Source organism: Myxococcus xanthus (genome assembly GCF_013116825.1).
GTDB classification, from domain to species: Bacteria; Myxococcota; Myxococcia; order Myxococcales; family Myxococcaceae; genus Myxococcus; species Myxococcus xanthus_B.
This window is the reverse complement of the sequence record NZ_JABFNS010000017.1, coordinates 26,348-52,077: the sequence shown is the minus strand read 5'-3', so window position 1 is coordinate 52,077 and position 25,730 is coordinate 26,348. Positions and strand designations below refer to the sequence as shown.

The window sequence follows — 25,730 nt, the reverse complement described above, 5'->3', positions numbered from 1 at the left end:
AGAGAGCATGCAGCCCGTCAATGAAACCGGGTGGCCGGAGTCGCTCCGGTCCCTCTATGAGACGGTGACGGGGACGCCCGCGGCGGAGGCCATGGCCGCGTCCACCCAGTGGCGCGAGTCCTTCGCGGCCTGGGTGCGAGGCGCTTCGCTGGATGAGCGCACCCAGGCACAAGCGGCGGCCTGGAGCCGCCTGGACGAGGGCGAGCGGACCCTCGGCGAGCTGTTGTTCCTGCTCTCTTCCTGCAGTGAGTTGCTGTGGCCCTACGCCGTGCCGCCCCGGGGCCTGCTGCCGCGCTTGATGGCGCGGCAGGAGACGATGCTGGCCGCGTTGCTGGAGGTGGGGGACGCGGACACGGCCGCGCGGTTGCGGCGTGAGACGGAGGCCACCGTCACCACGGTGCTGACGCGCATCCTGAAGCGGCACCCGGACGCGCTCCAGTCCCTCGTCGGCGACGCGCCGTGTACCTTCGACGGCCGGGCCCTGCGCTTCCACGGCGCGGTGGAGGTGGACCTGCGCCAGGTGTTGGGCACCGGCGCGAAGTCCGTCGCGCTGCTGGAGCAGCTGCGCGCGCTGATGCCGGCGACGGCGGCGGACGGGCGCGACCGGTTGGCGGAGTTCATCCGGACACGGGCCGCGCGGCTGCCGTGGCGGGAGGCTTCGGAGGTCCTGGCCGAGCGGCTCTTCTCGTTGGCGACGTCGCCGGGGGGCCGCAGCGGCATGAGTGGCTTCCTGGCGTGCTACCCCGGTGGACGCAAGGAGCCGGACTGGTGCGCTCGGGCGGGGCTCTTGCTGTCGCGCACGCTGGAGGTCGGCGGTCCTCCCGAAGTGGTGGAGAACCTGTGCGAGCTGCTGGCGCGCTTCGATGCGCCACCGGTGGACGGCCTGCGCGGGGCGCTGGGCGCTTTGGTGAACGGCGACTTCGAGGCCTCGGCGGACCTGGGCCCCGTGCGCTTCGTGCTCGACCACTGCCAAGCCACGCTGCGCAAGGGCGAGCCGGGGCTGGTGCTCACGCTGCTGTGGCTGGAGGAGCGGTTGTTCCGTGCCGCCGTGCGCAAGGGCGCGCCAGATGCCTTCGACCGCCGCAAGCGCGCGCTGTCGAAGCTCAAGCCGGGGGCGCCGGGATTCGACCAGCTCCACTGGCTGGCGGAAGAATGTGCCGAGCTGTGGCCTCGCTTCATGCCCGGTGCCGTGCGGCCCGGTCTGGACGAACTGGCGGCGTGGCGTCAGGAAGTCGCTGACCGCGTGGGGCGCAAGCCCGTGCTGCGCAAGGCGGCCATCGAGTTCTTCCTCTGGTGCGCGCCGGATGCCGCTTCGTCCGAGGCGGAGCTCACGGTGCTGGCCCTGGTGCGCACCGCGACCGACCGGCGACAGGTGAAGCGGTTGAAGGAGCACCCGTCGTCACGCGTTCGCCTCCGCGTCCGGACGCTCCAGTCCTGGTTCCAGGGCCCGGCGGCGAAGGGGAAGCCGGGCGCCCCCGTGGAGCCTTCGCAGGCTTCAGGCCCCGCGACGTTGACGGAGGCGTTGCGGCACCTGCATGTGACGCGCGCGGTGCCGCTCGGAGGCCGGACGTGGCTGCGTGACCGGGACCTGGAGGAGCTGTTGCTGGGCGCCTTCGGTCGAGTGGAGGCGGAGTTCTCTTCTCGTTATCCGGAGCGCTTCCGCGAGGACACCGCGACGCTCGCGGCGGACCTGCTCGAAGCACTGCGCGCGGAGTTGGCGCGGGTGAAGGCGGACGTCTCCGCGTTGATGGCTCAGGGGCAGCCCTCGCCGTGGGACCTGTCGATGACGGTCCGGCGCCGTGAACCGGAGCCCGTGCCCGAGCCTGTCCCGGTGGACGGCGAGGGGGCTCCGGACGCCGTGCCTCCGCCTTTGGCCGCCGCGCGGTTGGGGGTGGAGGTGGCTTTCGTCCTCGACGTGGCGGTGGGCGACTTCCTGCGCACACGGCGCGTGGTGTCCGTGCAGGTGGTGAAGCTCGAGCAGCGCGGAGAGGGTCAATGGCTGCCCGCCTTCCGGCTGGGCCGGGAGCATCTGGACGCGCAGTTGCTGCGGACCGATGCCGCGTTCTGCCTGTTCCTGGCGCCTCCGTTTCCTCGGGCCGAGTGCTGGGTGGTTCCGTCGCGAACGGTGCGCGCGATGATGGAGTCGCAGCGCTCGCTGTCGGGTGTGCCGCGAGACGGGGTGCAGCGGGTGGCGCGCTCACTGTCCCACTGGCTGTTGGGCGACCTCGTCGGTCTGTGGACGGGGGACGAACGCCCGGAGTCGTTTGCCCGGCTGTCTCGCGTGGAGGACGGGCCGGACTTCGTCGTCGAATGGGGCCTCCGGTAGGTCAAGTGGCCACCGGGCCCGCTGGCGTGGCGTCCACGGTGATAGCGTCCATCCCTTATGAGTCACACCGAGCGACCCCAGGGGGCGGGCCGTCCAGCCGAAGGGGCTGATTCCGTCCAGCAGACGCGGCCCACAGGGACAGGAAGGCCCGGGACCTCGGGCGCTGTTCGCCGCTTCCGATTCACCGTCGTCGAAGGCCCGCAGCCTGGGCAGTCCAAGGACAGCAACGCGGACACGTTCTCCATCGGCTCGCATGGGCTCAACGACTTCGTCATCGAGGAGCCCACCGTCTCGCGCTTCCACTGCGAGGTGAAGGTCGACCACGACGGCGCCCGCCTGCGGGATTTGGACAGCCGAAACGGCACCGTGCTCGACGGCGTCCACGTGCGTGACGCGTATCTTCGTGGCGGCAGCATCCTGCGCCTGGGCCGGGTGAGCGTCCGGTTCGACTTCAGCCCGGAGACGAACCGGCTGCTCATCTCCGACCGCACGACGTTCGGTGAGCTGGTGGGCGCGTCGCCCGTGACGCGCGCCAGCTTCGCCCTCATGGAGCGAGCCGCCGCGAGCGACGCGACGGTGTTGCTGGAGGGGGAGACGGGCACGGGCAAGAGCCGCGCGGCCTTCGCCATCCATCAGGCGAGCGCCCGGGGCTCGGGGCCCTTCCTCACCGTGGACTGCGGCGCCATTCCCGGCAATCTGCTGGAGAGCGAGCTGTTCGGCCACGAGAAGGGCTCCTTCACCGGCGCCATCCAGCGCCGCGTCGGCGCCTTCGAGGAGGCGGACGGCGGCACCATCTTCCTGGACGAGATTGGCGAGCTGCCCGCGGAGCTGCAGCCGAAGCTGCTGCGCGTCCTGGAGAACAAGGAGATTCGCCGGCTGGGGGCCAACGGGTACCAGCCCGTCAACGTGCGCGTCATCGCCGCCACGCACCGGGACCTGCGCGCCGAGGTGAACGCGGCGCGCTTCCGCTCCGACCTGTTCTTCCGCCTCGCGGTGGTGCGCATCATCATCCCCGCGCTGCGGGAGCGGCCCGAGGACATCCCCCTCATCGCGGAGCGAATCCTCACGGCCTTCGGGGCCGGCTCCGAGCAGCTCGCGGCGCTGAGCACGCCGGAGTTCATCGCGCAGCTCCAGCACGCCGCGTGGCCGGGGAACGTGCGCGAGCTGCGCAACCACCTGGAGCGTTGCCTCGTCTTCCAGGACGCCATGCCGCCGGACGCCGAGGAGGTGAGCGCGCAAGCGGTGCTGCGCAGCCTGGTGGACCCAAAGCAGCCCTACGCGGAGGCTCGCCGCCGCGCGCTGGAGGTCTTCGAGCGCGAGTACCTGGATGCGCTCCTCAAGCTCCACGGAGGCAAGGTGTCGCAGGCCGCCACCGCCGCGGACATGGACCGCGTGTACCTGTACCGCCTGCTGCGCCGGCACCGGCTGCGGACGTAGCCACTCAGCGGCTGGCGAGTGCATCCGACAGCAGGACCTCGCCCGCCGTGCCTCCCGAAGCCCAGGACTCCAGGCGCAGCAACTCACCACCCGCCAACCTCGGAAGGCCTTGGGCGTCCGTGCTCAGCTCACACAGGGCCGCGTGCGCATAGACGCGGACTTCCACGCGGTCACCCGCGGCCTCACATGCCTGCCGCAACAGCGCTTCCGCCACCTGGCGCGCTTCCACCAGGGCCGGGACTCGGGCCTCGGAGGTGGGAGGCAGTGACTTCCACGCGAGCACGGCGTTGCCGCTCTCCAGGGCGAGCATCCAGTCACGGGTCTCCAGTTCGGTGAGCGCCGCGTCCAGCGTGGCGTCCCTGGCATCCAGGTCCGCGTCGGTGGGCTCGTCCAGGGCCACCGGGAAGCGGAGGTCCACATAGACAGCCACGGCCCATGTCTCATCCGGAATGGGCGCCAGCGCCGCGCGCAAGGCCTCGAGGAAGGCGGGTACGTCCGGCCAGCGGTCCCCAGGGGCCTTCGCGAGACACCGCTGGACCACGGCGTCCAGTGCTGGCGGTGCGTGCACCCGCTCATCCAGGTGCGGTGGCGGCGCGTGGAGGTGCTGCTCCTCGACCTCCACCACGCTGGTGCCCTCGAAAGGCAGGCTCCCGGTGAGGAGTTGGTAGAGAAGCACGCCCATCGCGTACAGGTCGGTGCGTGCGTCCAGGGCCTGTCCGCGAATCTGCTCGGGGGCCATGGACACGGGCGTGCCGAGCACGGCGCCGCCGGACGTCAGGCCGGCGAGCCCCTCCGGTGGCTCCACGCGGGCGATGCCGAAGTCCACCAGCTTCACCGTGAAGCCCTCCGCCAGGGGGATGACCATCACGTTCTGGGCCTTGAGGTCCCGGTGGAGGATGCCGCGGCCATGGGCGAAGTGCAGCGCGGCGCCCAGTTCCTCCATCACCGTCAGCGCCTCCGCGAGGGAGAAGGGGCCTCGGTGCGTGAGCCACTGGTCCACGCTTTCGCCCTCCAGCCATTCCATGGCCAGCCAGGGGCGTCCGTCGCGAAGGTCGCCGTGCTCGAGCACCTCCACGATGTGGGGATGGCGCAGCGCCCGGAGCGTGTCCGCTTCCTGCTGGAAGCGGCGGAGCACGTTGGTGACGTGGTTGAACTCGGCACGCACCACCTTCACCGCGGCGGGAGCCCGCGTGGACAGGTGCGACGCGCGATAGAGCCACGCGGTCACGCCCGCGTGGACGCGTGACTCGATGACCCAGTCGCCCACCAGCGCTCCGGGTTCCAGCTCGTCTCCGTAGAGCGATATGGCGTGTTCGCGTGGGGGCCCACCGGCCATGGGACGTCCCTCCGTGCCGTTGCGGCGACACCCCGTGCTAACACGGTTTTCGGCCCCAGCGCTGGGCGTGGCCGTCCCGCTAGGGGCTTTCGGTCGGGGCCACCAGCGCGCGGACGCGGTCCGTCCACAGCGGCGCTTCGCGTGCGGTCTCCTCGACCTCCGCGACCCGAGCCAACAGCGTCACCGTATCTCCGGCCTTGCGAGCCGCGCGCGCCGCCCAGACGAGAATCTCCAGCCGCTCATCAGGCGTGGCCAACCGGCGTGACGCTTCCACCAGGTGGGCCCAGGCATCGGCGCCGTAGGGGAGGGCGTCTCGGGCCTCGTTCACGACGCGCCGGACCACGGACAGCATCAGCGCGTCCGAAGGGGACAGACGCTGCCGCGTGTCCGGCTCCTCGAGCCAGGCGAGCTGACGTGCGACTTCGGGCAGGTCTCCCAGTTCGCAGCACAGGCGCGCCACCAGCAGGGCATCCTGGGCCATGGAGCGGGGGAAGAAGCGCTGGCTCAGCACGCCGGCCCGCCGCGCCAGGGGCAATGCCTCCACGGCCCGGCCCTGGTAGCCGAGCAGCAGCGCCAGGTTGAAGGCGGAGGTCCGTTCAATCTGAACGTTGCCCAGCTCGCGTCCCAGGGTCACCGCGCGCTCCAGGTCCGCGTGAGCGCCCGCCGCGTCCCGGCGCTGGACATGCAGCACCATCCGGTTGTTGAGGGCCACGCCCAGGTGCAGGGTGTCGCCGGTCGCCTCGCACAGGGTGATGGCTTCGTCGAAGCGGCGCGAGGCTTCGTCCAGCCGGTCGGTCCACGCCAGCATCGCGCCCAGCATGGCCAGGGCGATGGCCTCCGTCTCCGAGTCCTCTCCGGACCGCGCGGCCTCCACGGCTCGCTCCAGGGCGGGCACGGCCCCGGTGATGTCCTCCCGCCGCACGAGGACGCGCGCCTGGGCCAGGGCATGGCGCGCGGCCAGCTCCGAGGGGACCGCGTCCTTCAGGCAGTGCAGGGCCTGCTCCAGCAGCGCGGTGGAGCCCATCGCGTCGTCCTGCCAGTCGAGGGCGGTGGCTTCTTCCAGCAGCAAGTCCGCCTCGCGCACCACATCGCGGTGGGCCTCGGCCAGCAGGCGGGCGGCGCGCAGGTCTTCCACGGCGTCGTCGATGCGCTGGAGGCGGTAGCGCACGCGTCCTCGTCCCGACAGCAGCTCCAGCCGGACGGCCTCTTCGGCGCGCGGCACCAGTGACAGGGCGGCCGAGTAGTGCCGCTCCGCCTCCAGGAGGCGGTGCGCGTGGCGAGCCGATTCGGCCAGGTTCCAGTGGAGGGCCGTGGCCTGGAGGGAATCTCCGGCGGACTCGGCCAGGCGCGCCCTTCGGGCGGTGGGCGTCGCGGGCAGGGCGCGCAAGGCGGCCGCGCAGATGCGCCGCTTCAGTGGCGGAGGGAGCAGGGCGGTGAAGGCTTCGCGCAGGGTGGTGTGTTCGAAGCGCCAGCGTCGCGGACCGCGGGGTTCCAGCATGCCCGCTCGCGCCAGCCGCTCCATCGCGACGCCCGGGTCCAGCGACAGGTCCAGGGACGCGTCTGTCTCCAGGTGGGCGAGCGTGGCGGTGAGCTCCTCCAGCCGCACGTCGTCTCCCAGGAGCGCCGCGACCTGGAGCGGGGCGCGCATGCCAGTGGGCAGGCCCGACAGGCTTCGTTCGGCGAGCCGTTCATCCGCGCCCGGGCGGTCCGGGGCCAGCCCATTCAGGGCGTCCGCGGCGAGGTAGCCACCCCCATCCGGACGGGTACGGATGGCGCCCGCGCCTCGGAGGGCACGCACCGTCTCCAGCATGCGCAGCGGTGAGCCACCGCTGCGGTCCACCAGCTCTCTCAACACGCCTTCGGCGATCAGGTCTACGGGGCGCAGCCACTGGCGAAGCAGCTCGCGCGCATCATGCTCCGGAAGGGGCGGAAGCTCTCGCTGTTCGGCGTCTCGTGCGCGTTCCCCCAGGTAGGGGCGCAAGCCCAGCAGCCGGTGCCGGCCGGCGAGCACCACGCACAGGGGGGCCCCCTCTCCGGAGAGCGTCGCCAGTTCCAGCGCATCCAGGGCCGTGGGGTCCAGCGTGTGCGCGTCATCGACCAGCAGAACCAGGGGTTGAGCGGCGGCGAGCCGCCACAGGTGCGCTGCGATGGCCCTCGCCACCAGTTGCCTGCGCGCCGCCGGGTGCACGGTGGCCACATCCACCGGGGGACGCGCGTCCGCGAGCAGCCGACGCAGCGCTTCATCCGAGGGTGTCTGGGACGGCAGGCCAAGCACGGTGTTGATGAGGCTTCGCAGGCCGCTTTCGCTCGCGCTGCCTTCATCCGGGAGCGCCTCGACGAAGCGCACGGAGACGCCGGGCGTGCCCTCCAGTTCGCTCCGCCATGTCGTGAGCAGGCGTGTCTTGCCATGGCCTTCTTCCGCCAGCAGGGTGCGCAGCACGGGCGCGCCGTGTGCTTGCGCGCGCGACAGGGCTTCGCGCAGCCACCGCCGTTCCGTGTCCCGGCCCAGGAGGAGGTCAGGAGATGTCAGCGCATCCCCATGCGGCGTGCTGTAGGGCAGATCGCCCAGGTGGGCCCGGGCGCTGGCCGTCAGTGCGACTGTCTCCAGGGTGGAGACGGATTCAGACGATGGCCACCACCGCTCGGGCCGCTCCACCGCCGCGCCACCCACCGTCAATCGGCCTGCACGCTCACGAATGCGCAGCGGTGCGCAATGAAGCGCGAGCGTTGCGTTTGGGGGGAGGGCGGCCTTCAGCACCTCTGCGGCCCGGAGCGCCGCGCGCAGGCCGGCTTCCACCGCCGCTTCGTGGGGGAACGCGAAGAGGCAAAGGCCCGGCTCCACGCGCGCGAGGATGGCGCCGCTTCCGGCGAGGGAGGCCTGCAAGGCGGGTGCATCCAGTGAGGACTTCACACCGAGGACCGCCACCTCGCGCGTGGCTCGGCTGGTGTCTGGGGTGGGGACGGTTGAAGGGCCCGTGTTCGTCCGTGGCGCCTCCGTGGCACGGCGCGGATTCTCCGCCAGGGCGCCGGACACCGCCTGGGTGCCCACCGCATCGCCAGCGCCCTGCAGCTCGCGTAACTCCGCCGCCAGCGCCCGCGCACTGTCTCCCCGGTCCTCGGGCACCTTGGCCAGCAGCCGCTGCACCAGGGTCTCCACCGCCGCGGGCACCGGCCAAGGCGCGAGCGTCCGCATCGCCGGAGGCCGCCGCGAGACATGCCCCTGGAGCACCGCTGCCGCCTCTCCGACAAAGGGGGGCCGGCCACACAGCAACTCAAAGAACATCACCCCAAGCGCATACAGGTCCGCGCGCGCGTCGATGTATCGCGCGTCCCGGCACTGCTCGGGTGACATGTACTCATGGGTCCCCAGCCGCTGACCCGTGCGGGTGAGCCCTGGCGAGAGCCCCGCTCCATCATCCTGGGCCGTCAGCCACGCGAGCCCGAAGTCCAGCAGGACGAGCCGCCCCTCGGACAGCACGACGTTTTCCGGCTTCAGGTCCCGGTGCACCACGCCCGCCGCATGGACCTGGGCCAGCGCCTCCGCCAGGGCTCGCGTCAGCGGGGCCGCATCGGCCCAGGACAGGGCCCCGGCGCCCGGCAGCTTCGCCAACCGCTGCGCCAGCGTCGGGCCCTCGATGCGCTCCATGATGACCACCCGCTCACCGGCGCGGGTCGTGGCCTCGCCCAGCAGCCGTGGCACAGCGGGGGGGCCGATGCGGCGCAGGGCCTCCAACTCCCGCCCCAGCCGTTCGCCCGCGAGCGGCTCCAGCACCTTCAGCGCGACGTCCAGCCCATCCACTTCACGCCGCGCGGCGAACACCCGTCCAAACCCACCGCGCCCCAGGGGCGCTCCCAGGACATGGCCCGCCACAGCCGGAGGCTCTGGCAAGGAGCCTGGGGAACGCGCTTCGACCGGGCCGTGGCGAGGGCAGCGCTCGGCCACGCGGCGATGGCAGGTGGGGCAGCGCATGGGCGTGGGAGCTCGAGGCCGTGAGCTTGGACGGCCACGCCCGGACGTCAGTCACTCATCTCCGGCAGCTCGGGCAGCACATCCGGGTCCAGCTTCAGAATCACACACAGGCGCGTCAGGGTGGGAATGGTCGGCACCATCACCCCGCGTTCCACCCGAGCGAGCACTTCCACGGGGATTTCCAGTTGCTCGGCGACCTCCTCCATGCCGAGCCCCGCCTGCTGGCGGGCGGCCTTCAGTGCCGCCCCGAGCACCTCGGCCCTTTCCCTACGACTCGTCGTCATGGGCCGAGCATGACGCCTTCTCGCGTTCCCGTCATCCAATTCACCACATGCCGGTGCGCTGCCGCACGGACCCGAACATTGCCCGGGGGGCGGGCGGCCGGGGCAAGCCCCCCGGGCGTCCGCAGCGACTGTGCGGCCCAAGGGGAGGGTGGCCAGGGTGTCCGGACGTGCGCAGGCTGGGCGACTGGGGTTGTGGCATTGGCGCGGGGCGGGGGCTGTGTTAGTTCGCCCCTCCCCCCGGTGTCCCGCCAGAAAGAGGAGAAGCGAATGGCCCGCCGTCAGGTCCGTGTCGTCGGTGCGATGCTCCAGAATGAGCAGGGGCGCTACCTCATCACCCAGCGCCCCCCCACCGCGTCACTGCCCCTGCTGTGGGAGTTCCCCGGCGGGCGCGTGGAGGAAGGTGAGGAGGACGCCGAGGCTCTTGCCCGGGAAATCCAGGAAGAGATGGGCGTGGAGGTGGACGTGCTGGGTCAGGCCATGCACACCCACCACGAGTACCCCAACTACGACATCGACTTCCGCGTCTTCCACTGCCGGCTCTCGCGGCCGACGGATGAAATCCAACACCTGCGCGTGCATGACCACCGCTGGGTGGCGTTGGAGGAGATGTCCGCGTACCGCTTCCCGGACGCGGATGCGAAGACGTTGGCGAAGCTGCTCGACCTGGACAACTGACGTGCCGCGCCGCCTCCTCCTGGCGCTGCTGGCCGGAGTGCTGGGCGCGTGCTCCCGCTCCAAGCCGCCGCCCGCGCCGCCTCCACCCGAGGTGACGAACCAGGTCCCTGCCCAGGGCGTGCCGGGGTGCACGCTCTACAGCGAGCCTCAGCGGTCTGGCGCCGTGCCCGACGTGCTGCCCGAGCTCTCCGGCCTGGCCGCCAGCCAGCGACACCCGGGTGCATTCTGGGCGCACAACGACTCCGGCAACGGCTTCGAGCTGTTCGCCATGGACGCGAAGGGCGCCATCCTCGCCCGGCTGACGCTCACCGGGGCCACCCCTCGCGACATCGAGGACGTCACGGTGGGGCCCTGCGCCCCGGGGGCGTTGCGCGGCTGCGTCTATCTTGCGGACATCGGTGACAACTTCGCGCGCCGGGAGCAGGTGCGGCTCTACCGGCTGCCAGAACCGGAGGCGATCGAGGACGCCACGGTGCCGGTGGAGGTGCTGCCCTTCATGTACCCGGACGGGCCCCGCGACGCGGAGTCGGTCATCATCGACGCCCGCTCTGGCCGGTTGGCCGTCATCACCAAGACGCTGGACTCCCTGGGAGAGGTCTTCGCGCTGGATGGCCTGCGCGCGGAGACCCCCATCCAGGCCCGGAAGCTGGGGACGTTGACGGCGCCGCTCGGGATGGACCGGGCCACCACCGCGGCCTCCCTGCATCCCTCCGGTGAGCGGCTGCTGCTGCGCACCTACTCGCGCGCGTACGAGCTGCGCCGCCCCGGCGCCGCGCGGCTGGAGGACCTGTTGCAAGGACAGCTCGTCGAGGTTCCGAGCGGGAGCCAGGCCCAGGCAGAAGCCATCACCTTTCTGCAAGACGGCAACGGCTATTTGTTGGGCACGGAGTTCACTGGCCAACCCTTGTGGTTGATCGGGTGTCGCTGATTCGCCGCAAGGGCCCGCACATGCCGTGAAGCCCGCCTGGCGGGTTGACGGTATGGCAACGGTGAACATCTTTGGCCCGCCAGGGAAGACGCCTCGCGGTCACTGTGTCCGCGTGGGCGGGGGAGGGGGAGGGTCGAGCGTGCCGACGATGAAGCCACAGGATTTGCCGCCTGGGATGGGCCCACGCGGAAAGAAGACAGACAAGCCAACGCCAACGGGGAAGGGGTTCAAGTTCGGCTCACCGTTGGGCTACATCCTGTTGCTCGTCCTGGGCTTCCTGCTGTTCCGCAACGTTTTCCAGGACGCGGGCGTGCGGCGCGTGAGCTACAGCCAGTTCCGCGACGGGGTGGAAGCCGGGAACTTCAGCCGGGTCCAGATTTCGAACGAGTGGGTGAAGGGCTTCCTCAAGGACACGGCGCAGCCGCCGCCTCCGACAGATGGGGAGCGCACGCTGCGCGGCGAGCCGAGCGCCCTGCCGTGGATGGCCTACCGCGTCGCCGGTGACGAGGGGCTGGTGCCGTTGTTGGAGCAGAAGGGCATCCAGTTCGAGGCCGTGCCGCAGTCAGGGCTGGGCGAGGCGCTGTGGATATGGCTGTTGCCCCTGGGGCTCTTCTTCCTCTTCTGGAGCTTCATGATGCGCCGGGTGGCCGGCGGCATGGGGCAGGGCCCGCAGAGCGTCATGAGCTTCGGGAAGACGCGCGCCAAGGTGCAGGCCGAGGCCGATACCGGCGTGGGCTTCAAGGACGTGGCGGGCGTGGACGAGGCGGTCGACGAGCTGCGTGAAATCGTCGAGTTCCTCAAGACGCCCGAGAAGTTCCGCCGCCTGGGCGGGCGCATCCCCAAAGGGGTGCTGCTGGTGGGCCCTCCGGGGACGGGCAAGACGCTGCTGGCGCGAGCCGTTGCGGGCGAAGCGGGCGTCCCCTTCTTCAGCCTGTCGGGGTCCGAGTTCGTGGAGATGTTCGTCGGCGTGGGCGCCGCGCGAGTCCGCGACTTGTTTGCCCAGGCCACGGCGAAGGCGCCGTGCATCATCTTCATCGACGAACTGGACGCCATTGGCAAGAGCCGCAACTCGGGCGTGGCCGGTGGACATGATGAGCGTGAGCAGACGCTCAACCAATTGCTCGCGGAGATGGACGGCTTCGACAGCCGCGCGGGGCTCATCATCCTGGCGGCCACCAACCGTCCGGAGATCCTGGACAGCGCGTTGATGCGTCCGGGCCGCTTCGACCGGCAGGTGCTGGTGGACCGGCCGGACAAGCGGGGCCGCGAGCGCGTGCTGGAGATTCACGCCAAGGGCGTGAAGTTGGGACCGGACGTGGACCTCAAGGCCATCGCCTCGCGCACCCCGGGCTTCGCGGGCGCGGACCTGGCCAACGTGGTGAACGAGGCCGCGCTCCTGGCCGCGCGCCGCAACCGCGACGCGGTGATGCGGGCGGACTTCGAGGAAGCCATCGAGCGCGTCGTCGCCGGTCTGGAGAAGAAGAACCGCCGGATGAACGAGCGTGAAAAGGAGATTGTCGCGCACCACGAGGCGGGCCACGCGGTGGTGGGGTGGATGCTGCCCCACGCGGAGCGGGTGACGAAGGTGTCCATCATCCCGCGTGGTCTGGCGGCGCTGGGCTACACCATGTCGCTGCCGCTGGAGGACCGCTATCTCATGTCGCTGGACGAACTGCGCGACAAGATGGCGGGGATGATGGGCGGCCGGGCCGCGGAGGAGATCTTCATCGGGGAAATCTCCACCGGCGCGTCCAACGACATCCGCCAGGCCACGGAAATGGCTCGGATGATGGTGCGGGACTACGGCATGAGCACGCTGGGGCCGGTGGCCCTGAGCGCGGAACATGGCCCGGGCTTCCTCCGCTCGGCGGGCGTGCCGGAGACGCGCAGCTACTCCGAGCAGACGGCGCGGATGATTGACGAGGAGGTGCGCAAGCTCGTCAGTGAAGCGCTCGACAGGGCCCGTCAGGTGCTGACCACCCACAAGGACAGGGTCCAGGCGCTGGCGGCCCGGCTCCTGGCCGTGGAGGTGGTGGAGGAGGACACCATGGTGACGATTCTGGGGCCCAAGGTGCTGGCGCAGCGCGGCCTGCTGCACCCCGAGGCGCGTCAGGTCATCTCCGCGCACCCGGTGGACGTCGGGGGCAAAGACGACCAGACGCCGCCCACGCAACACTCGGACGCGCTCGACTCCTGAGGCTTCGGCTGGCTGGGCGCCTGCCCTCCTGCCGTCCCGAAGCCCACCGCCACCGCGACGTCCTGCGGCGACCGGTGGGCGAAATTATCTTTGGAGGAAAGGAGGCGTCGCCGTGGAGAACAGGATCGGTAAGAGCTACATCGCCCGCAAGGCCCTCTTCGCGAAGGGGCTCAAGGAGGGCCGGCTCACGGTTCAGGAGATTGAGGAGGCCCTGCCGGCGGGAACCCTGACGGCGGCGGAGCGGTGGCTCCTCTATTACTCGCTGCGGGCCGCCCAGGTGGAAATCATCGACGAGGTGACAGGGCAGGTGGACCACGGCTTCATGGCCGAGTCGCCCGCCGCGCCGCAGGAGCACTAGCTCGCTCCCGCGTTGACAGGGGCCGTCTCGCGGTTAGGTTCCGGGCAGCAGTGACTCCCTACCTTTCGCGCGCGACTGCGCACCCACCATCGCCTCAGGTTCGACATGGCCGGTAACACCCGCACCGACGCAGCCCCCGAAGCCACCCAGCAGCCCCCCTCCGCCAACGGCGAAGGACCTGTTTCCGCCGCCGAGGAGACTTCCTCCCAGCAGCAGGCTCCGGAGGAGCACGCGGCTGCCGGTCAGGACGCGGAGCGGGCGCGGATGGCCGCGGAGCTGGAGACGCTTCGCAAGAAGTTCGACATTGCCGTCCGCGCGGTGCAGGCCGCGGAGAAGGACCGCGAGGATTTCAAGCAGCGCGTGACGCGGGAGCGTGAGCGCATGCTGGACGTGGAGCGCGGCAACGTGGCCATCACGCTGCTGGAGGCCATTGACGAACTGGACCGGTGCCTGTCCGTCAGCGCCCAGGACACCTCGCCGCTGGCCGAGGGCGTCCGGATGATCCGTGCTGAACTCTTGCGCAAGGCGCAGTCCACGGGCATCGAGCGCCTTGAGGTCGTCGGGCAGCCCTTCGACCCGAACACGGCCGATGCCGTCGACATGGAAGTGACCGCCACGCCGGACGAGGACCACCGCATCGTCGCCGAGCTGCGTGCGGGCTACCGGCTGAAGGACCGCATCATCCGCCCGGCCCGGGTGAAGGTGGCGAAGTACGTCGCCCCCGTCCAGGCCTGACGCCGCCGTCCAGGGCGCCCCCCTCACGGGAAGGGGGCGCCGGGCCAGGCTGTTGAGACCGTTCGACCATGGTCCGCCGTGTAGACTGCCGCTCCGTGCTCTCCCGATTCTTCTCCCTGTGTTTGGTGCTGGCGCTCGTCCCGGTCGCGGCGGCCGCCGAGGGTCCTCTCGACGCGTGGCTCCCCGCGCGGGCCCGGGAGCATGCCGCGTGGTTCGCCGCGCAGGCCGCGGGGGGCGAGGGGCAGACGGGCGGCCTGGGCCTGTGGCGCGAGCGCGCCGAGGGAGACCCGGGCATCCCGCACTTCGTGCCCCCGTCCTCGCTGGCGCCGTTGATCAGCGCGGTGGAGGCGGGCGTCGTCAACATCACCACCGTGGGGCCCCGGGCCGGTGGCCTGGAGGGGATGAAGAAGTCCACCGGCTCCGGCTTCGTCCTGACGCCCGACGGGCTCGTCGTCACCAACAACCACGTGGTGGCCAGCGCGCAGCAGATTGCCGTGCGTCTGGCGGATGGCCGCGAGTTCGCCGCCTCCGTGGTGGGGCGTGACGCCTCCACGGACGTGGCGCTGCTGCGGCTCAGCGGCGTGGACCTGGGCAAGCTGCCCGCCGTCTACCTGGGGGACTCGGACCGGATGGCGGTGGGGGACTGGGTGGTGGCCATAGGCAACCCCTTTGGGCTGGACCACTCCGTGTCCCACGGGATGATCTCCGCCAAGGAGCGCGTGCTGGGCGTGGGCCAGTTCGACGACTTCATCCAGACGGACGCGCTCATCAACCCCGGCAACTCCGGTGGGCCCCTCTTCAACATGAAGGGGGAGGTGGTGGGGGTGAACACCGCCATCATCAGTCAGGGGCAGGGCATTGGTTTCGCGGTCCCCAGCAACCTGGTGAAGGAATTGCTGCCCAACCTCCGGGAGAACGGCAAGCTGGAGCGTGGGTGGCTGGGCGTCGTCATCAATGACGACGGGAGCCATGGTGGGGGTGAGCGCCAGGCCCCGCTGGTGAAGGACGTCTACAAGGGCAGCCCCGCCGCGGCCGTGGGCATCCGCCCCGGCGACCGGCTGGTGGCGGTGAATGGGCGGCCCATCGGCTCCTACCTGCAGTTGTTGCGCAAGGTGGCGCTGCTGGCTCCGGGCACCGAGGCGCGCCTGTCGCTGACGCGGGGCACCGCGACGCAGGAGGTGACGGTGCGGCTGGTGGCGCGCCCCGCGCAGGAGGCCACCGAGGGGCTCATCCAGCGGACGGCCAGTGAGGAGGAGATGGGGCTGGTGATCCGCGACCTCACGCCGGAGGTGGCCGCGCCCCTGGGGGAGACAGCCTGGTCCGGCGTGCTGGTGTCGGGTGTCACGCCGCGCAGCCCAGCGGACTCGGCTGGCCTGCGGGCGGGCGACGTCGTGACGGAAGTGAACCGCCGCCGGGTGAAGGACGTGGCCGGGGTGCGCGCGGCGCTGGGGAAGGGGAGCGCCGGGGTCAGCATCCTCCTGCGGGTGAAGCGGGGCGAGGCGCTCCAGTACATCGCCATCGCCCGGTGAGGTGACGCCCGCCTAGCGCTTCTTGGCGTCCTTGCCGTTGAGCCACAGGCCCATGGCCTGGCCGCTGCGGCCCTCGGTGATGAAGATGGCTTCGATGCGCGCCGTCACGCCGTGGCTCTTCCCGCCGCCCTTCTTCGGCAGGGTCCACACGCTCTGCGGGGTGAAGACAATCTGTGCCCGCACCGAGCGCGTGGAGAAGAGGCGGTTGAACATCTGCAGGTTCCACCCCGCCGGCATGTCACCGGTGACGGTGAGGTAGGGGAGGATGGGGTTGCCGTTGCCGTCCGTCTTCTTGGGCGCCCCGTGGGTGAGCGCCGAGCTGCCGCCGGGGAAGAACGGGGTGATGTTGATGCTGTACTCGCCCGTGCCCAGCGAATAGGGCCCCGGGGTGAGCATGGTGGCGTCGTCCTCGGTGACGATCATGTACAGCCGCTTGCCCTGGTACTTCTTCCGGAACGCCTCCGCGTTGGCCTTGCACTGCGAGTCCACGAAGGGGCCGTCGCACGCGCCCACGAACTTATCCAGGAAGGTCCCCAGCCCGCCCAGCGGCTCGGCTTCGTCACGCAGCTTGGCGAAGCGAGGGTCCGCGTCCGCCAGGGCAAGCGCGGGCGCGAGGAAGAGGGCGGCGGCGAGGAGGATGCGATTCACGGGCGAGGTCTCCGGGGAACAGGGGTTCAGCCTGGAATCGTGCCATTTCGGAGAGCGTCCGGCACTCGTTACATGGGTGTGTGAGGGTGGATGTAGGTGAAGAACTTGCCTACATGTGGCTACCGTGTAGGTTGCGCCTGTCACCACCTGTTCCGGGAGCCACCCCCATGTTTGAGCGTCCTCACGAGCGCCGTTCCCACCTCCGTTTCGACAAGGTCTTCACCGTCTACCTCACCACCCAGGATGGGATGCTTCGGGGGGTGGGCCGCAACATCAGCGCGCGGGGCATGTTCGTGGAGGTCCGGGACCAGGTGGGCCTGGGCGAGAAGCTGAAGGTGACGTTCGCGGGCGAGGACGGGACGGAGATGACGTGCCTGTGCGAGGTTCGCTACCAGGTGGCCCTGGCCTTCGGGCGCAAGGACGGGCGCGAGGGCAGCAGCCGCGGCGTGGGGCTGCGCATCGTGGCCTATGAGACGCAGGACGACGCGCCCCTCCTGTTGGTGGATCGCGAGCGGGTGATGCACTGAGGTTCGCCCGGGGCCCGTGAGGGGCTTCGCGGCCTGGCGCTTCCCGGAACAGCAGCGGGGGCCGCCCAAGCCAACCTCGGGGCCCGGCGAAAACGAAAGGGCACGGCCTTCCAGATGGAGGACCGTGCCCTTCGTGTTTCCAGCGGTGGGCGGGTGCCCGTGCCTTCGACTACTGCGAGAAGCCCTCGAGGAGGTAGTGGGCCTCGATGCGCTTGAGCGCCAGAATCATGGCGGCGCAGCGGGTGTCCACCGCCTCACCGATGCAGTACTGGCGGCTGTCGTGCATCTCCGTCTTGCGCGGCTGGTTGCGCGAGATGTCGCGGATGATGCGGTAGTTGCGCTTCATGGCGCGCTCGAGCCGCTGGTCGACCTCGGCCTCGCTCCAGCGCTCCATGCGCTTGTTCTGGATCCACTCGTAGTAGCTCACCGTGACACCACCGGCGTTGGCGATGATGTCCGGGATGAGCTCGATGCCGCGCTTCTCCAGGATGCGGTCGGCCTCCGGGGTGGTGGGGCCGTTGGCGCCCTCGGCCACCAGCTTGACGCGCAGGCGCTCGGCCACGTCGGCGGTGATTTCGCCGCCCAGGGCCGCGGGGACCAGGATGTCCGCCTGGACGTCCCAGAGGTCCTTCTTCTCGATGCGCTGGGCGCCCGGGAAGCCGAGCACGCTGCGCTTGAGGTTCTTGGGGTCCTGCACGTAGGCGGAGAGCGCGGTCACGTCGATGCCGTCACCATTGAAGATGGTGCCGTCGGCGTCGTTCACCGCGAGCAGGCGGGCGCCCATCTGCGACAGGATGTTGGCGGCGTGGCTGCCCACGTTGCCGAAGCCCTGGATGATGAACGTCTTGCCCTTCACGGACTCGCCGCGGTCGGCGTAGTAGTCCTCGATGCAGAAGGCGACGCCCTGGCCGGTGGCCTTGTGACGGCCCTCGGAGCCGCCGATGCGCACGTCCTTGCCGGTGACGATGCCGCGCAGGTTGTGGCGCTCGCGCTCACCGTCCGAGTACTGGCGGTAGAGCAGGGCCATGATTCCGGGGTTGGTGCCCACGTCCGGCGCCGGGATGTCGATGTCCGGGCCAATCATGCTCTTGAGCCGGTACATGAAGCGCAGGGTGATGGCCTCGATCTCCTCCCGGCCGTACTCGCGCGGGTCGATCTGGATGCCGCCCTTGCCGCCGCCGAACGGAACCTCGGCGATGGCCGTCTTCCAGGTCATCTCCGCGGCCAGGGCCTTGAAGAGGTCCAGGGACACCTCGCGGTGGTAGCGCAGGCCGCCCTTGTAGGGGCCGCGCGCCTGGTTGTGCTGCACGCGGTAGGCCTTGAAGCGCTGCGACTCACCGGGGACCAGCTGGTACACCTTGCCGTCCGGCAGACGCAGGTGGCCCTGGCGGATGTCCACGTCCGAGCCCAGCAGGGCGCGGCCGTTGAGGATGATGTTGCCGTTGGCCAGCAGCTCCAGGCCTTCCTTGTTACGGACCTGCGTCTCGGGAAGGTTGGAGAAGGTGCGCGCCTTCTCCTCGGAGAGCGGGACGAGGCGGTCCTTCAGCTTCGCCGTGACGTAGAAGATGTGCTCGTAGTCCGGCTCCTCCAACTCGAGGCGGACGCGCTTGTCCAGCGCGATGAGGTCCGCGGCTCGATGGAAGATCTCCATCGCCTCGGTGTAGACGGTGCGCTTGGGCGTAGGGGCCGGGGCACGCATGAAATTCTCTTCGCTGGCCATGACGGGAGATGCTCCTTGTCGCGTCGCCGCTCGTGGGCGAGGCACGTGGGGGTAGCGGGGCCCTTATGTACATAGGCGCTCAGAGACTTCAACCGCGCCAAGCACCCGTCCTCTCTCAAGAATCTGGAGCGATAACGGGCACTTATGTCAACGCGATGTGTCAGCTGCGACAGACGCGGTGTGTCATCCGTGTCAGGGTGGTCAATCGTGGGGATGGTTGGAAAACCAACGATGCGGGCGCGCGGAAAACGGGCGGGGTGGAGGGGAGGGTGAGCACCCGCCTTCATTTCTGCTTGCCGGACATGCGCCACCATGGTACTCCCCGCGCACCTGTCGCGCCGACATAGCTCAGCGGCAGAGCAACTGATTCGTAATCAGTAGGTCCCCAGTTCAATCCTGGGTGTCGGCTCCAAGAAGAGAGAAGGGCTGGTTGCTTCGGGCAGCCAGCCCTTTTCCTTTTTCCGCCACGATCAGCGCTCGGGCGTTGCTTCAGCCAGGCCGGAGGACGTTCGACTTCGGCGTGTTCGCCTGCGTGAGGTGTGGCGGCAGGCGGCGAGTGCTGGCCTACGTGAGCGACGCGGGAGGGGCCGGCGTTGTGCCCCATGGGGCCGAGCGGCTTCTCCACCCGCTTGGCTCACTGCTCCGGCGGCCCCCTTCAGCGGCACTCCTCGGATCCTCCGCTCCAGCCCTCGTCACTTGTAGTCGGCCCACTGCCTGTCATTCGGCGACGAGTTGGTCGAGCGCGTGAACGTCGCGCTCTTCCCCACTGCGTCCGCATAACCGATGGTCCGGTCCAACGTGCAGCGAAGCGCGTCGTTGCCGTCTACCATGAGGCCTTGGCAGGTCATCAGGTCGCCAAGCTTCAACGAGCCTCCACTGACACTCCAGACGCCGGTGCGTTTGAACATGCGGGAGAGAGGAATCTCGGCGGTGTAGCCATTGGAACGCACAGTCCCTTCGCCCTCGGCGTAGTAGAGGATGAAGCTCTTGTCTTGCTTCAGGAAGGCGGTCGCGGCGAACAGGTTGATGCCATCCCGCTGGGCGGGGAACTCAGCCGCGCCCCCCGGGGCGCCAGCGTATTTCTCATAGGCGAACTGTGCGAAGTACTCGCTCGCGGGTCTGCCATTCACAGTCGTTTCCGTGTCAGTCCCGCCTCCTCCATTTCCATTTCCGTTTCCGTCTCCATCTCCGTTCGGATTGGACGGCTCCGAGTCACCGCCACAAGCAACGAGAAGGGCCCCGAGGGAGAGTCCAACAATCGCGCACGGCCAACGCATGAACGACGTATTCACAGGATGAGTCCTTTGATGCGAGGGTTTGTTCTCGCGAGCTGCGGCCCTGAACTCGCGGCCCCAGCAGTGCGAAAATGCCGACGAGCACTCGCGAGCGCCATCGGCCCCCCTGGGACCGCGCATACGGCGAGTTGATTCACGCGAAACATATTACTCGGACGATTTCATACTTTGAGAATCCGGAGGGGAGGAGGCGACTGTCGCACGCGCTCGATGCGGTGCTTGTGTCCCTCGCTCAATCGCGGAAGGGCCATCTTCGCGACGCGCTTGGAGACCGCGACGAAGGCGTGGCGGTCGTGGAACTCGAGCTTGCCCACGTCCGACGCGGTCAGCCCACGCCGCCCCGCGCGTCCCGCCCGGCCGATGTGATGAACGTACGCCTCGGGGTGTGGCGAAGCGCACCGGCAGACCCATCGTGCTCGACAACGGGGTGCCCTTCATTTTCCGCCTCGCCCGGACTGCCCTCGAGGCGGCGCTCCCCTATGTCCGCGCCTTCCGGCTGCCGAAGTGCACCTTCGAGGCGCTCAACTGGAGGAACTGGGCCAAGCTCAACCTGTCCACCGAACCGGGCCAAGCCCACTCCCCATGCAGAGTTCGCTGAGTCCGAAGCCGCGCAGACGTGGGCACTCGCGTACACGGTGCCGTAGCGACGAGCAACTACTGCTGCGTCGCGAGGTGCTGCTCGAGTCGCGCGAGCGTCTGATTGCCACCTTCGATTGCGTACTTCGCCGCCTGTTCGCGCGCTTCGACGGTGGGCATCGTGTGCTGCAACGTGACGCGCGTCTTTCCCGCTTCATCCTTGAAGGTGACGACTGCCTTGAACATCACCTCGCCCTCCTTCGAACCGTGCTCCCACTCGAGCCGCTCGTTGGGGACTACCTTCGTGTAGACGATGTGGTTCGGGAAGTCGGTGCCATCAGGCCCGTGCATGGTGAACTTCCACGCGCCACCCGGACGCACATCTTTGCTCACCGTCGTCGTTCGGAAGCCGTCCGGCCCCCACCAGTTGGAGATCATCTTCGCGTCGGTGAACGCCTGAAAGACCAGCGCGCGCGGGGCGCTGATCAGCCGCGAGATTTCCAGCTGCCGCTTCGCGAGTTCGTTGAGGTCGAGCGCTGCATTCATGTGTGTGCTCCTCATTTGGGCTTCTTCGGGGTTGGAGCTTTGCGGGCGCGCGCCGGGCGCTTCTGCCCTTGGAGGTCAGCGAGGTAGTCCTCGAGCCGGTCGAAGCTGCCCTCCCAGAATTCGCGGTAGTGCTCGAGCCAGGCGTTCGCGTCCTTCAACGGCTTCGGTGCGAGTCGGCAAGGCCGCCACTGCGCTTCGCGGCTCCGCGTAATCAGCCCCGCACGCTCGAGCACCTTGAGGTGCTTCGTCACGGCAGGGAGGCTCATTTCGAAAGGCTGCGCGAGCTCCGTGACGGAGGCTTCACCCTTCGAGAGCCGCGCGAGGATCGCGCGCCGGGTCGGGTCGGCGAGTGCGGCAAAGGTGGCGCTGAGTGGGTCGAGCGGCATGGCGTAATTAACCAAATGGGAAATTAACCACATGGTTAATTAAACGCAATCGCGTTCGTACGAATCGCGCTGAACGGCGCACGACGCAGTCGGAATCTCGAGACGGCGCGCGAGGAGGCAGCAGGTGCGTCCACCGCGATAGCGTGGAAGGTGCGGGCCCTGCTGGCCTTCCTGCACCAGCGCCCCATCGTTTTGTCGCTCAAGCCCAGCTCGGTCGCCACCATGGACCGGCTGGCGCCCTGGGCCGCTCGGCCCAGGATGCCGTCCCCCCACCCGCGCCTTGAATGCCCGCGTGAAGCAGGCCCTCGGCCCGCGCCCCTCCGTCTGCTTCGCCTCCGCCCTCTCTCCTCCTCTGCCGTCTTCTCCAGGTCCATGGCCCCGGAGCACCGCATGGCGGCGGCCTTACGTCAGCGTTCCGCAGGTTCGCGTCGCACGTGAGTTTGGGGTGTCCGAGGCCGCAGTGAGTAAGTGGGCTGCACGGCTACGTTCGGGCGGCCTGCGTGCGCTGCGTGCACGCAGGCACCCAAGGGGGGGCAAGTCCCGAATCGTGTGTGTGGGTCGAGGAGGGGCAGGGAGGAACGCTCCCTGGAGGCATCATGCTTCGGTGCCCAGGTTTGATTTCAGCAGGTCTGTGACGAGGGCGGACACGGCGCTGGAGCTGGTGTACTCCGCCCGTGCAGGTCCGGGCTCACGTCGCCTTGCGTCCGACGAGCTGCACCACGGCAGCCCTTCCGGTGTGCAGTGTCCCTTCGCGGACCTCGCGCGTCAGCTCACGGAGCACGGGCAGCTCCAGCCCCGCGAAGTCCTCGCGCAGGGCTTCCGCCGTGTAGAGGAGCTCCTCGACAGGCGGACCGCCCGTGCGGAAGGCCAGCTGAGCGGGCGTGTACGCTTCGAGGAGGACCAGTCCACCGGGGCGGAGGCTCTGTACCAACGCGCCATGCACCCGTCGCCGCAATGCGGGGGGCAGGTGACAGAAGATGACGATGGCCGCGTCCCACGCCTCCGGTTCGAAGGTGAAGTGCGTCAGGTCGCTGACGCGCGTCTCGATGTTGACGCCGCGCTCGTCTGCCAGCCGCTTCGCCTTCTGGAGTCCCACGCTCGACGCGTCCACGGCGGTGACGGCGTGGCCCAGGGAGGCGAGGTAGACGGCGTTGCGGCCCTCGCCCTCACCAAGGCTCAGCACGCGCCCGCCGGGAGGGAGGCGCGAGGCCATCTCCACGAGGAAGTCGTTGGGCTGGGTGCCATAGACATACGCCGGGTGACTGAAGCGTGCGTCCCATTGAGCGGCTGCGTCGGGGGGCTGCTCGGCCATGGTGTTCCTCCTGGAGTTCTGCGTGACGTCAGTGGGCATTCTGCGTCGTGGTGGCGCCGCCCCCCAGCCCCAACGCTTCCCGGTTCTTGAAGAAGATGAAGATGCCCATCACGACGAGGAAGCCGGAGAAGGCTGCCTTGAGCGTCGCCTGGGAGACGAAGTGGGACGCCCAGGTGCCCAGCAGGATGCCCACCACGGCGATGGCCGTGAAGATGCCAAGGGAGACCCAGGGCACCTCGACGTGGCCGAGGTAGCCGGCGAAGCCCACGAGGGAGTTGAAGGCGATGACGAGCAGGCTGGTGCCCACCGCCTGCTTCATGGGCAGGCCCACCAGCAGCACCAGCGCCGGGACGATGAGGAAGCCGCCGCCCACGCCGACCAGGCCGGTGAGGCCCCCCACCCCGAGGGCGGCCAGGGCCATGAGGGGGAAGGACGCCTTCCGGGGCTCGGGCGCCTGTGCGGAGTCCTTCCGGCCATTGCGGAACATGAAGACGGCGGAGATGAGCATCACCGTGGCGAAGAGCAGCAACTGCGTCGTCCCGGAGATGAGCGCGGACAGGCGCGCCCCTGCGTAGGTGCCCGCCATGGCCACCGCCCCAAAGACGAGGGCCGCCTTCCACTGGACGTTGCCCTTGCGCCAGTGGCTCGCCGCGCCGAAGAGGCTGGTGACGCCCACCACGGCCAATCCCATGGCGATGGACTCCTTGGCCCCGAAGCCCAGGACGTACACGAGGATGGGGACGGTGATGATGGAGCCACCGCCGCCGAGCAGGCCGAGCGACAGGCCCATGAGCGCCGCGAGCGAGAAGCCGAGAAGGGGCATGGTGTCCGTCCTGTTGCGACGCGCGCTCAGCCTTGGGGCCGCGGCACGAGCGGTTCGCGCACGGCGAGCATCCCGCCCGCCAGGTTGAAGAGGTGTTTGAAGCCGCCATGGGCGAGCAGCCGCGCCGCCTGCGCGGAGCGCCCGCCTGAGCGGCAGATGAGCAGCAGCGGCGCCTCGCGCGGCCACGCGCTGGCGGCGGCCTCGAGCGTGCCCAGGGGGACGAGCTCGGTTCCGGGCAGGTGGCCCAGGGGGCCGGTGTACTCGTCCGGTTCGCGCACGTCGATGCGCCGCACCTCGGGGCCGAGCGTGTCGATCTGCGAGGGCGTGATGTCCTGATAGGGGGGGTGTGTCGTCATGGTCGGGACTCCAGCGAAGTGGCCAGGGGACTCAGGCCCCCTGTGGGGAGGGCGCCGTGTGTCCACAGGCGCGGTTGGCCGGGACGGCGGCGTCAATCAGCTTGGGCTTGGGCAGGTTGAGGTTCTCCATGATGTGGATGAACTCCTCCCGGCTCTTGCCGGCCACGCGAGGGTTGTGCCGCTTCTCCTCGGCGATGCTCGTCACCGTGCGGCCCTTGTAGTCGTGGCCGGGGTAGACGAGCGTCTCATCGGGGAGGGCGAAGAGGACGCGCGTGAGGCTGTCGTAGAGCTGGCTCGCGTTCCCGTTCTGGAAGTCGGTGCGTCCGTTGCCACGCACGAGCAGCGCATCCCCGGTGAAGACGCGGTCGCCGAGCAGGTAGCTGATGCTGTCGTCCGTGTGCCCCGGGGTGGCGAGCACCTGGAAGACGAGCTGACCGACGCGCACCTCGTCCCCGTGGCGGACCTGGACGTTGGCGCAACTGGCTCCGTTCACGCTCCCCACCACCGTGGCCTGCGTGCGCTCCCGCAGCACGCCCGACGCAGTGATGTGGTCGGCGTGGACGTGGGTGTCGAAGACGTGGGTGAGGGTGAGGTCCAACTCGGCGACCAGTTGAAGGTCGCGGTCGGCCTGCTCGAGCACGGGGTCGATGAGGACCGCCTGGCGCGTGGTCTCGTCGCCGATGAGGTACGTGTACGTCGAGGACTCGGAATCGAAAAGCTGCCGGAAAATCATGTCGAAGCCTCCTGTCCATGAGAGCCCGGGGCGTGGAAGAAGGATTCAGGCCCTGCTGAATCCCGTTCTCAGGCCCTGCTGAATCCTTTTTTTGGAGCCTGGCTCTCACGCGACATGACTTCCTCCATCCTCCTTCCTCTCCTGGGCGGGGCCCTCATCGGGCTGAGCGCCTCCCTGTTGCTCCTGGCCAACGGCCGGGTCGCCGGCATCAGCGGCGTGGTGGGCTCTCTGCTGGCCCCCGTACGCGGTGACGTGGCCTGGCGCGTGCTCTTCTTCGCCGGGCTGCTCTCCGGGGGCCTGCTGCTCGCCTGGGTGCGCCCCGGCTCCTTCCCGGCGCCCTCGACCCCGAGCGCGGGCGGCCTCTGGCTGCTGGTGGGGGCCGGACTGCTGGTGGGGTTCGGCTCGCGGCTGGGCAACGGCTGCACCAGCGGGCACGGCGTCTGCGGCATCAGCCGGGGCTCGGTCCGCTCCATCTCCGCCACACTCACCTTCATGGCCACCGGTGTCCTCACCGTCTTCCTGGTCCGGCACGTCCTCTAGAGAAAGTCCCCATGCGTACCTCCCTCAGTGCGTTCCTCAGCGGCATCATCTTCGCCCTCGGCTTGGGCCTCGCCGGCATGACAGACCCGGCCAACGTCCTCGGCTTCCTCGACATCGCAGGCGACTGGGACTACCGGCTCGCGTTCGTGATGGGAGGCGCCATCGCCGTTCACGCGGCGCTGCGGCCCCTCATCCACCGGCGCGCGCAGCCCCTGTTCGCCACCAAGTTCCCCGCGTTCCCCGCCAGCAAGCCGGACGCGAAGCTCCTCGTGGGCTCGGCCCTCTTCGGCGTGGGCTGGGGGCTGGGCGGCTACTGTCCCGGTCCCGCGCTCACCTCGCTGGCGACCGGGGCCTTCCCCTTGCTTGTCTTCGTGCCCGCCATGTTCGCGGGCTTCTACCTCGCGCAGGTGGTTCAGGCGCGGAGCTGCGTGGGGGCACCGCGTCCAGGGACTCCGCGCGTGGGCGCCACGCCCGCTCAATAAGCCCCGTGTCC

Annotated in this window: 24 protein-coding genes, 1 tRNA gene and 1 pseudogene; 14 read left to right on the top strand and 12 right to left on the bottom strand. The window is 69.6% G+C overall.

Going from position 1 to position 25,730, the window contains the following annotated elements; all coding sequences use genetic code 11:
* Positions 1–7: 7 nt before the first annotated feature.
* Positions 8–2,326: a hypothetical protein gene (locus HNV26_RS07180; RefSeq protein WP_171440762.1), complete on the top strand. Its 2,319-nt coding sequence runs from the start codon at positions 8–10 to the stop codon at positions 2,324–2,326.
* 57 nt (positions 2,327–2,383) lie between these two features.
* Complete coding sequence (locus HNV26_RS07175) at positions 2,384–3,763, top strand: sigma 54-interacting transcriptional regulator (protein WP_171440761.1); 1,380 nt, start codon at positions 2,384–2,386, stop codon at positions 3,761–3,763.
* 4 nt (positions 3,764–3,767) lie between these two features.
* Here the strand turns inward: HNV26_RS07175 and HNV26_RS07170 are convergent, their stop codons facing one another.
* From HNV26_RS07170 to HNV26_RS07160, 3 genes are all read right to left on the bottom strand, one after another.
* Positions 3,768–5,099: a serine/threonine-protein kinase gene (locus HNV26_RS07170; RefSeq protein ID WP_171440760.1), complete on the bottom strand. Its 1,332-nt coding sequence runs from the start codon at positions 5,097–5,099 to the stop codon at positions 3,768–3,770.
* 79 nt (positions 5,100–5,178) lie between these two features.
* On the bottom strand, positions 5,179–8,970 hold the full coding sequence (locus HNV26_RS07165) for a serine/threonine-protein kinase (RefSeq protein ID WP_366816801.1): 3,792 nt from the start codon (positions 8,968–8,970) through the stop codon (positions 5,179–5,181).
* A 146-nt stretch (positions 8,971–9,116) separates the two neighbouring features.
* Entirely contained in the window at positions 9,117–9,353 is a 237-nt protein-coding gene (locus tag HNV26_RS07160) for a helix-turn-helix domain-containing protein (RefSeq protein ID WP_013940940.1), read from the bottom strand.
* Between the two features lie 267 nt (positions 9,354–9,620).
* Here HNV26_RS07160 and HNV26_RS07155 point away from each other — a divergent pair, with 267 nt between their 5' ends.
* The 6 genes from HNV26_RS07155 (at position 9,621) to HNV26_RS07130 (ending at position 15,775) form a co-directional block, all read left to right on the top strand.
* Positions 9,621–10,028, top strand: coding sequence for a (deoxy)nucleoside triphosphate pyrophosphohydrolase (locus HNV26_RS07155; RefSeq protein ID WP_171440758.1), 408 nt, complete (start codon positions 9,621–9,623; stop codon positions 10,026–10,028).
* 1 nt (position 10,029) lies between these two features.
* Positions 10,030–10,956 carry a hypothetical protein gene (locus tag HNV26_RS07150; RefSeq protein ID WP_171440757.1) on the top strand — a complete coding sequence of 309 codons (927 nt, stop codon included), beginning with the start codon at positions 10,030–10,032 and terminating at the stop codon, positions 10,954–10,956.
* A gap of 175 nt (positions 10,957–11,131) precedes the next feature.
* A complete protein-coding gene (gene ftsH / locus HNV26_RS07145; RefSeq protein ID WP_171440788.1) occupies positions 11,132–13,153 on the top strand; it encodes an ATP-dependent zinc metalloprotease FtsH in 2,022 nt (673 codons plus the stop codon).
* A gap of 112 nt (positions 13,154–13,265) precedes the next feature.
* Positions 13,266–13,511, top strand: a complete 246-nt coding sequence (locus tag HNV26_RS07140) for an RNA polymerase sigma factor region1.1 domain-containing protein (protein WP_090490757.1) — start codon at positions 13,266–13,268, stop codon at positions 13,509–13,511.
* Positions 13,512–13,616: 105 nt separating this feature from the next.
* Positions 13,617–14,246, top strand: coding sequence for a nucleotide exchange factor GrpE (locus tag HNV26_RS07135; protein ID WP_171440756.1), 630 nt, complete (start codon positions 13,617–13,619; stop codon positions 14,244–14,246).
* Positions 14,247–14,314: 68 nt separating this feature from the next.
* Positions 14,315–15,775, top strand: a complete 1,461-nt coding sequence (locus HNV26_RS07130; protein ID WP_171440755.1) for a trypsin-like peptidase domain-containing protein — start codon at positions 14,315–14,317, stop codon at positions 15,773–15,775.
* Between the two features lie 12 nt (positions 15,776–15,787).
* On the opposite strand, the gene HNV26_RS07125 is transcribed toward HNV26_RS07130, so the two are convergent.
* On the bottom strand, positions 15,788–16,423 hold the full coding sequence (locus HNV26_RS07125) for a DUF6066 family protein (protein ID WP_171440754.1): 636 nt from the start codon (positions 16,421–16,423) through the stop codon (positions 15,788–15,790).
* Positions 16,424–16,590: 167 nt separating this feature from the next.
* Here HNV26_RS07125 and HNV26_RS07120 point away from each other — a divergent pair, with 167 nt between their 5' ends.
* Positions 16,591–16,950 (top strand): PilZ domain-containing protein, encoded by a 360-nt coding sequence (locus tag HNV26_RS07120; protein ID WP_013940932.1) that lies wholly within the window; start codon positions 16,591–16,593, stop codon positions 16,948–16,950.
* Positions 16,951–17,119: 169 nt separating this feature from the next.
* On the opposite strand, the gene HNV26_RS07115 is transcribed toward HNV26_RS07120, so the two are convergent.
* Positions 17,120–18,670 carry a Glu/Leu/Phe/Val family dehydrogenase gene (locus HNV26_RS07115; RefSeq protein WP_171440753.1) on the bottom strand — a complete coding sequence of 517 codons (1,551 nt, stop codon included), beginning with the start codon at positions 18,668–18,670 and terminating at the stop codon, positions 17,120–17,122.
* Positions 18,671–19,007: 337 nt separating this feature from the next.
* Here HNV26_RS07115 and HNV26_RS07110 point away from each other — a divergent pair.
* Positions 19,008–19,082: transfer RNA gene (locus HNV26_RS07110), tRNA-Thr, on the top strand.
* Positions 19,083–19,362: 280 nt separating this feature from the next.
* On the opposite strand, the gene HNV26_RS07105 is transcribed toward HNV26_RS07110, so the two are convergent.
* Positions 19,363–19,800 (bottom strand): hypothetical protein, encoded by a 438-nt coding sequence (locus tag HNV26_RS07105; protein ID WP_171440787.1) that lies wholly within the window; start codon positions 19,798–19,800, stop codon positions 19,363–19,365.
* Between the two features lie 550 nt (positions 19,801–20,350).
* Here HNV26_RS07105 and HNV26_RS07100 point away from each other — a divergent pair.
* A complete protein-coding gene (locus tag HNV26_RS07100) occupies positions 20,351–20,563 on the top strand; it encodes a hypothetical protein (protein ID WP_171440730.1) in 213 nt (70 codons plus the stop codon).
* Positions 20,564–20,619: 56 nt separating this feature from the next.
* Here HNV26_RS07100 and HNV26_RS07095 read toward each other — a convergent pair whose 3' ends face one another.
* Both HNV26_RS07095 and HNV26_RS07090 read right to left on the bottom strand, forming a co-directional pair.
* Positions 20,620–21,087: an SRPBCC family protein gene (locus HNV26_RS07095; protein ID WP_140863800.1), complete on the bottom strand. Its 468-nt coding sequence runs from the start codon at positions 21,085–21,087 to the stop codon at positions 20,620–20,622.
* 11 nt (positions 21,088–21,098) lie between these two features.
* On the bottom strand, positions 21,099–21,506 hold the full coding sequence (locus tag HNV26_RS07090; RefSeq protein ID WP_301338447.1) for an ArsR/SmtB family transcription factor: 408 nt from the start codon (positions 21,504–21,506) through the stop codon (positions 21,099–21,101).
* Positions 21,507–21,765: 259 nt separating this feature from the next.
* On the opposite strand from HNV26_RS07090, the pseudogene HNV26_RS39215 reads away from it, so the two are divergent.
* Positions 21,766–21,987: pseudogene (locus HNV26_RS39215) on the top strand (hypothetical protein); the annotation flags it as partial.
* A gap of 174 nt (positions 21,988–22,161) precedes the next feature.
* Here HNV26_RS39215 and HNV26_RS07085 read toward each other — a convergent pair.
* The 4 genes from HNV26_RS07085 to HNV26_RS07070 are packed head-to-tail and all read right to left on the bottom strand — an operon-like array spanning position 22,162 to position 24,697.
* Positions 22,162–22,785, bottom strand: a complete 624-nt coding sequence (locus tag HNV26_RS07085; RefSeq protein ID WP_171440752.1) for an SAM-dependent methyltransferase — start codon at positions 22,783–22,785, stop codon at positions 22,162–22,164.
* A gap of 28 nt (positions 22,786–22,813) precedes the next feature.
* Positions 22,814–23,608, bottom strand: a complete 795-nt coding sequence (locus HNV26_RS07080; RefSeq protein WP_171440751.1) for a sulfite exporter TauE/SafE family protein — start codon at positions 23,606–23,608, stop codon at positions 22,814–22,816.
* 26 nt (positions 23,609–23,634) lie between these two features.
* Complete coding sequence (locus tag HNV26_RS07075) at positions 23,635–23,964, bottom strand: rhodanese-like domain-containing protein (protein WP_171440750.1); 330 nt, start codon at positions 23,962–23,964, stop codon at positions 23,635–23,637.
* Positions 23,965–23,995: 31 nt separating this feature from the next.
* Complete coding sequence (locus HNV26_RS07070; protein WP_171440749.1) at positions 23,996–24,697, bottom strand: MBL fold metallo-hydrolase; 702 nt, start codon at positions 24,695–24,697, stop codon at positions 23,996–23,998.
* A 114-nt stretch (positions 24,698–24,811) separates the two neighbouring features.
* Here HNV26_RS07070 and HNV26_RS07065 point away from each other — a divergent pair, with 114 nt between their 5' ends.
* Positions 24,812–25,237, top strand: coding sequence for a YeeE/YedE family protein (locus tag HNV26_RS07065; RefSeq protein ID WP_171440748.1), 426 nt, complete (start codon positions 24,812–24,814; stop codon positions 25,235–25,237).
* An 11-nt stretch (positions 25,238–25,248) separates the two neighbouring features.
* A complete protein-coding gene (locus tag HNV26_RS07060) occupies positions 25,249–25,719 on the top strand; it encodes a DUF6691 family protein (protein ID WP_171440747.1) in 471 nt (156 codons plus the stop codon).
* Positions 25,720–25,730 lie beyond the last annotated feature (11 nt).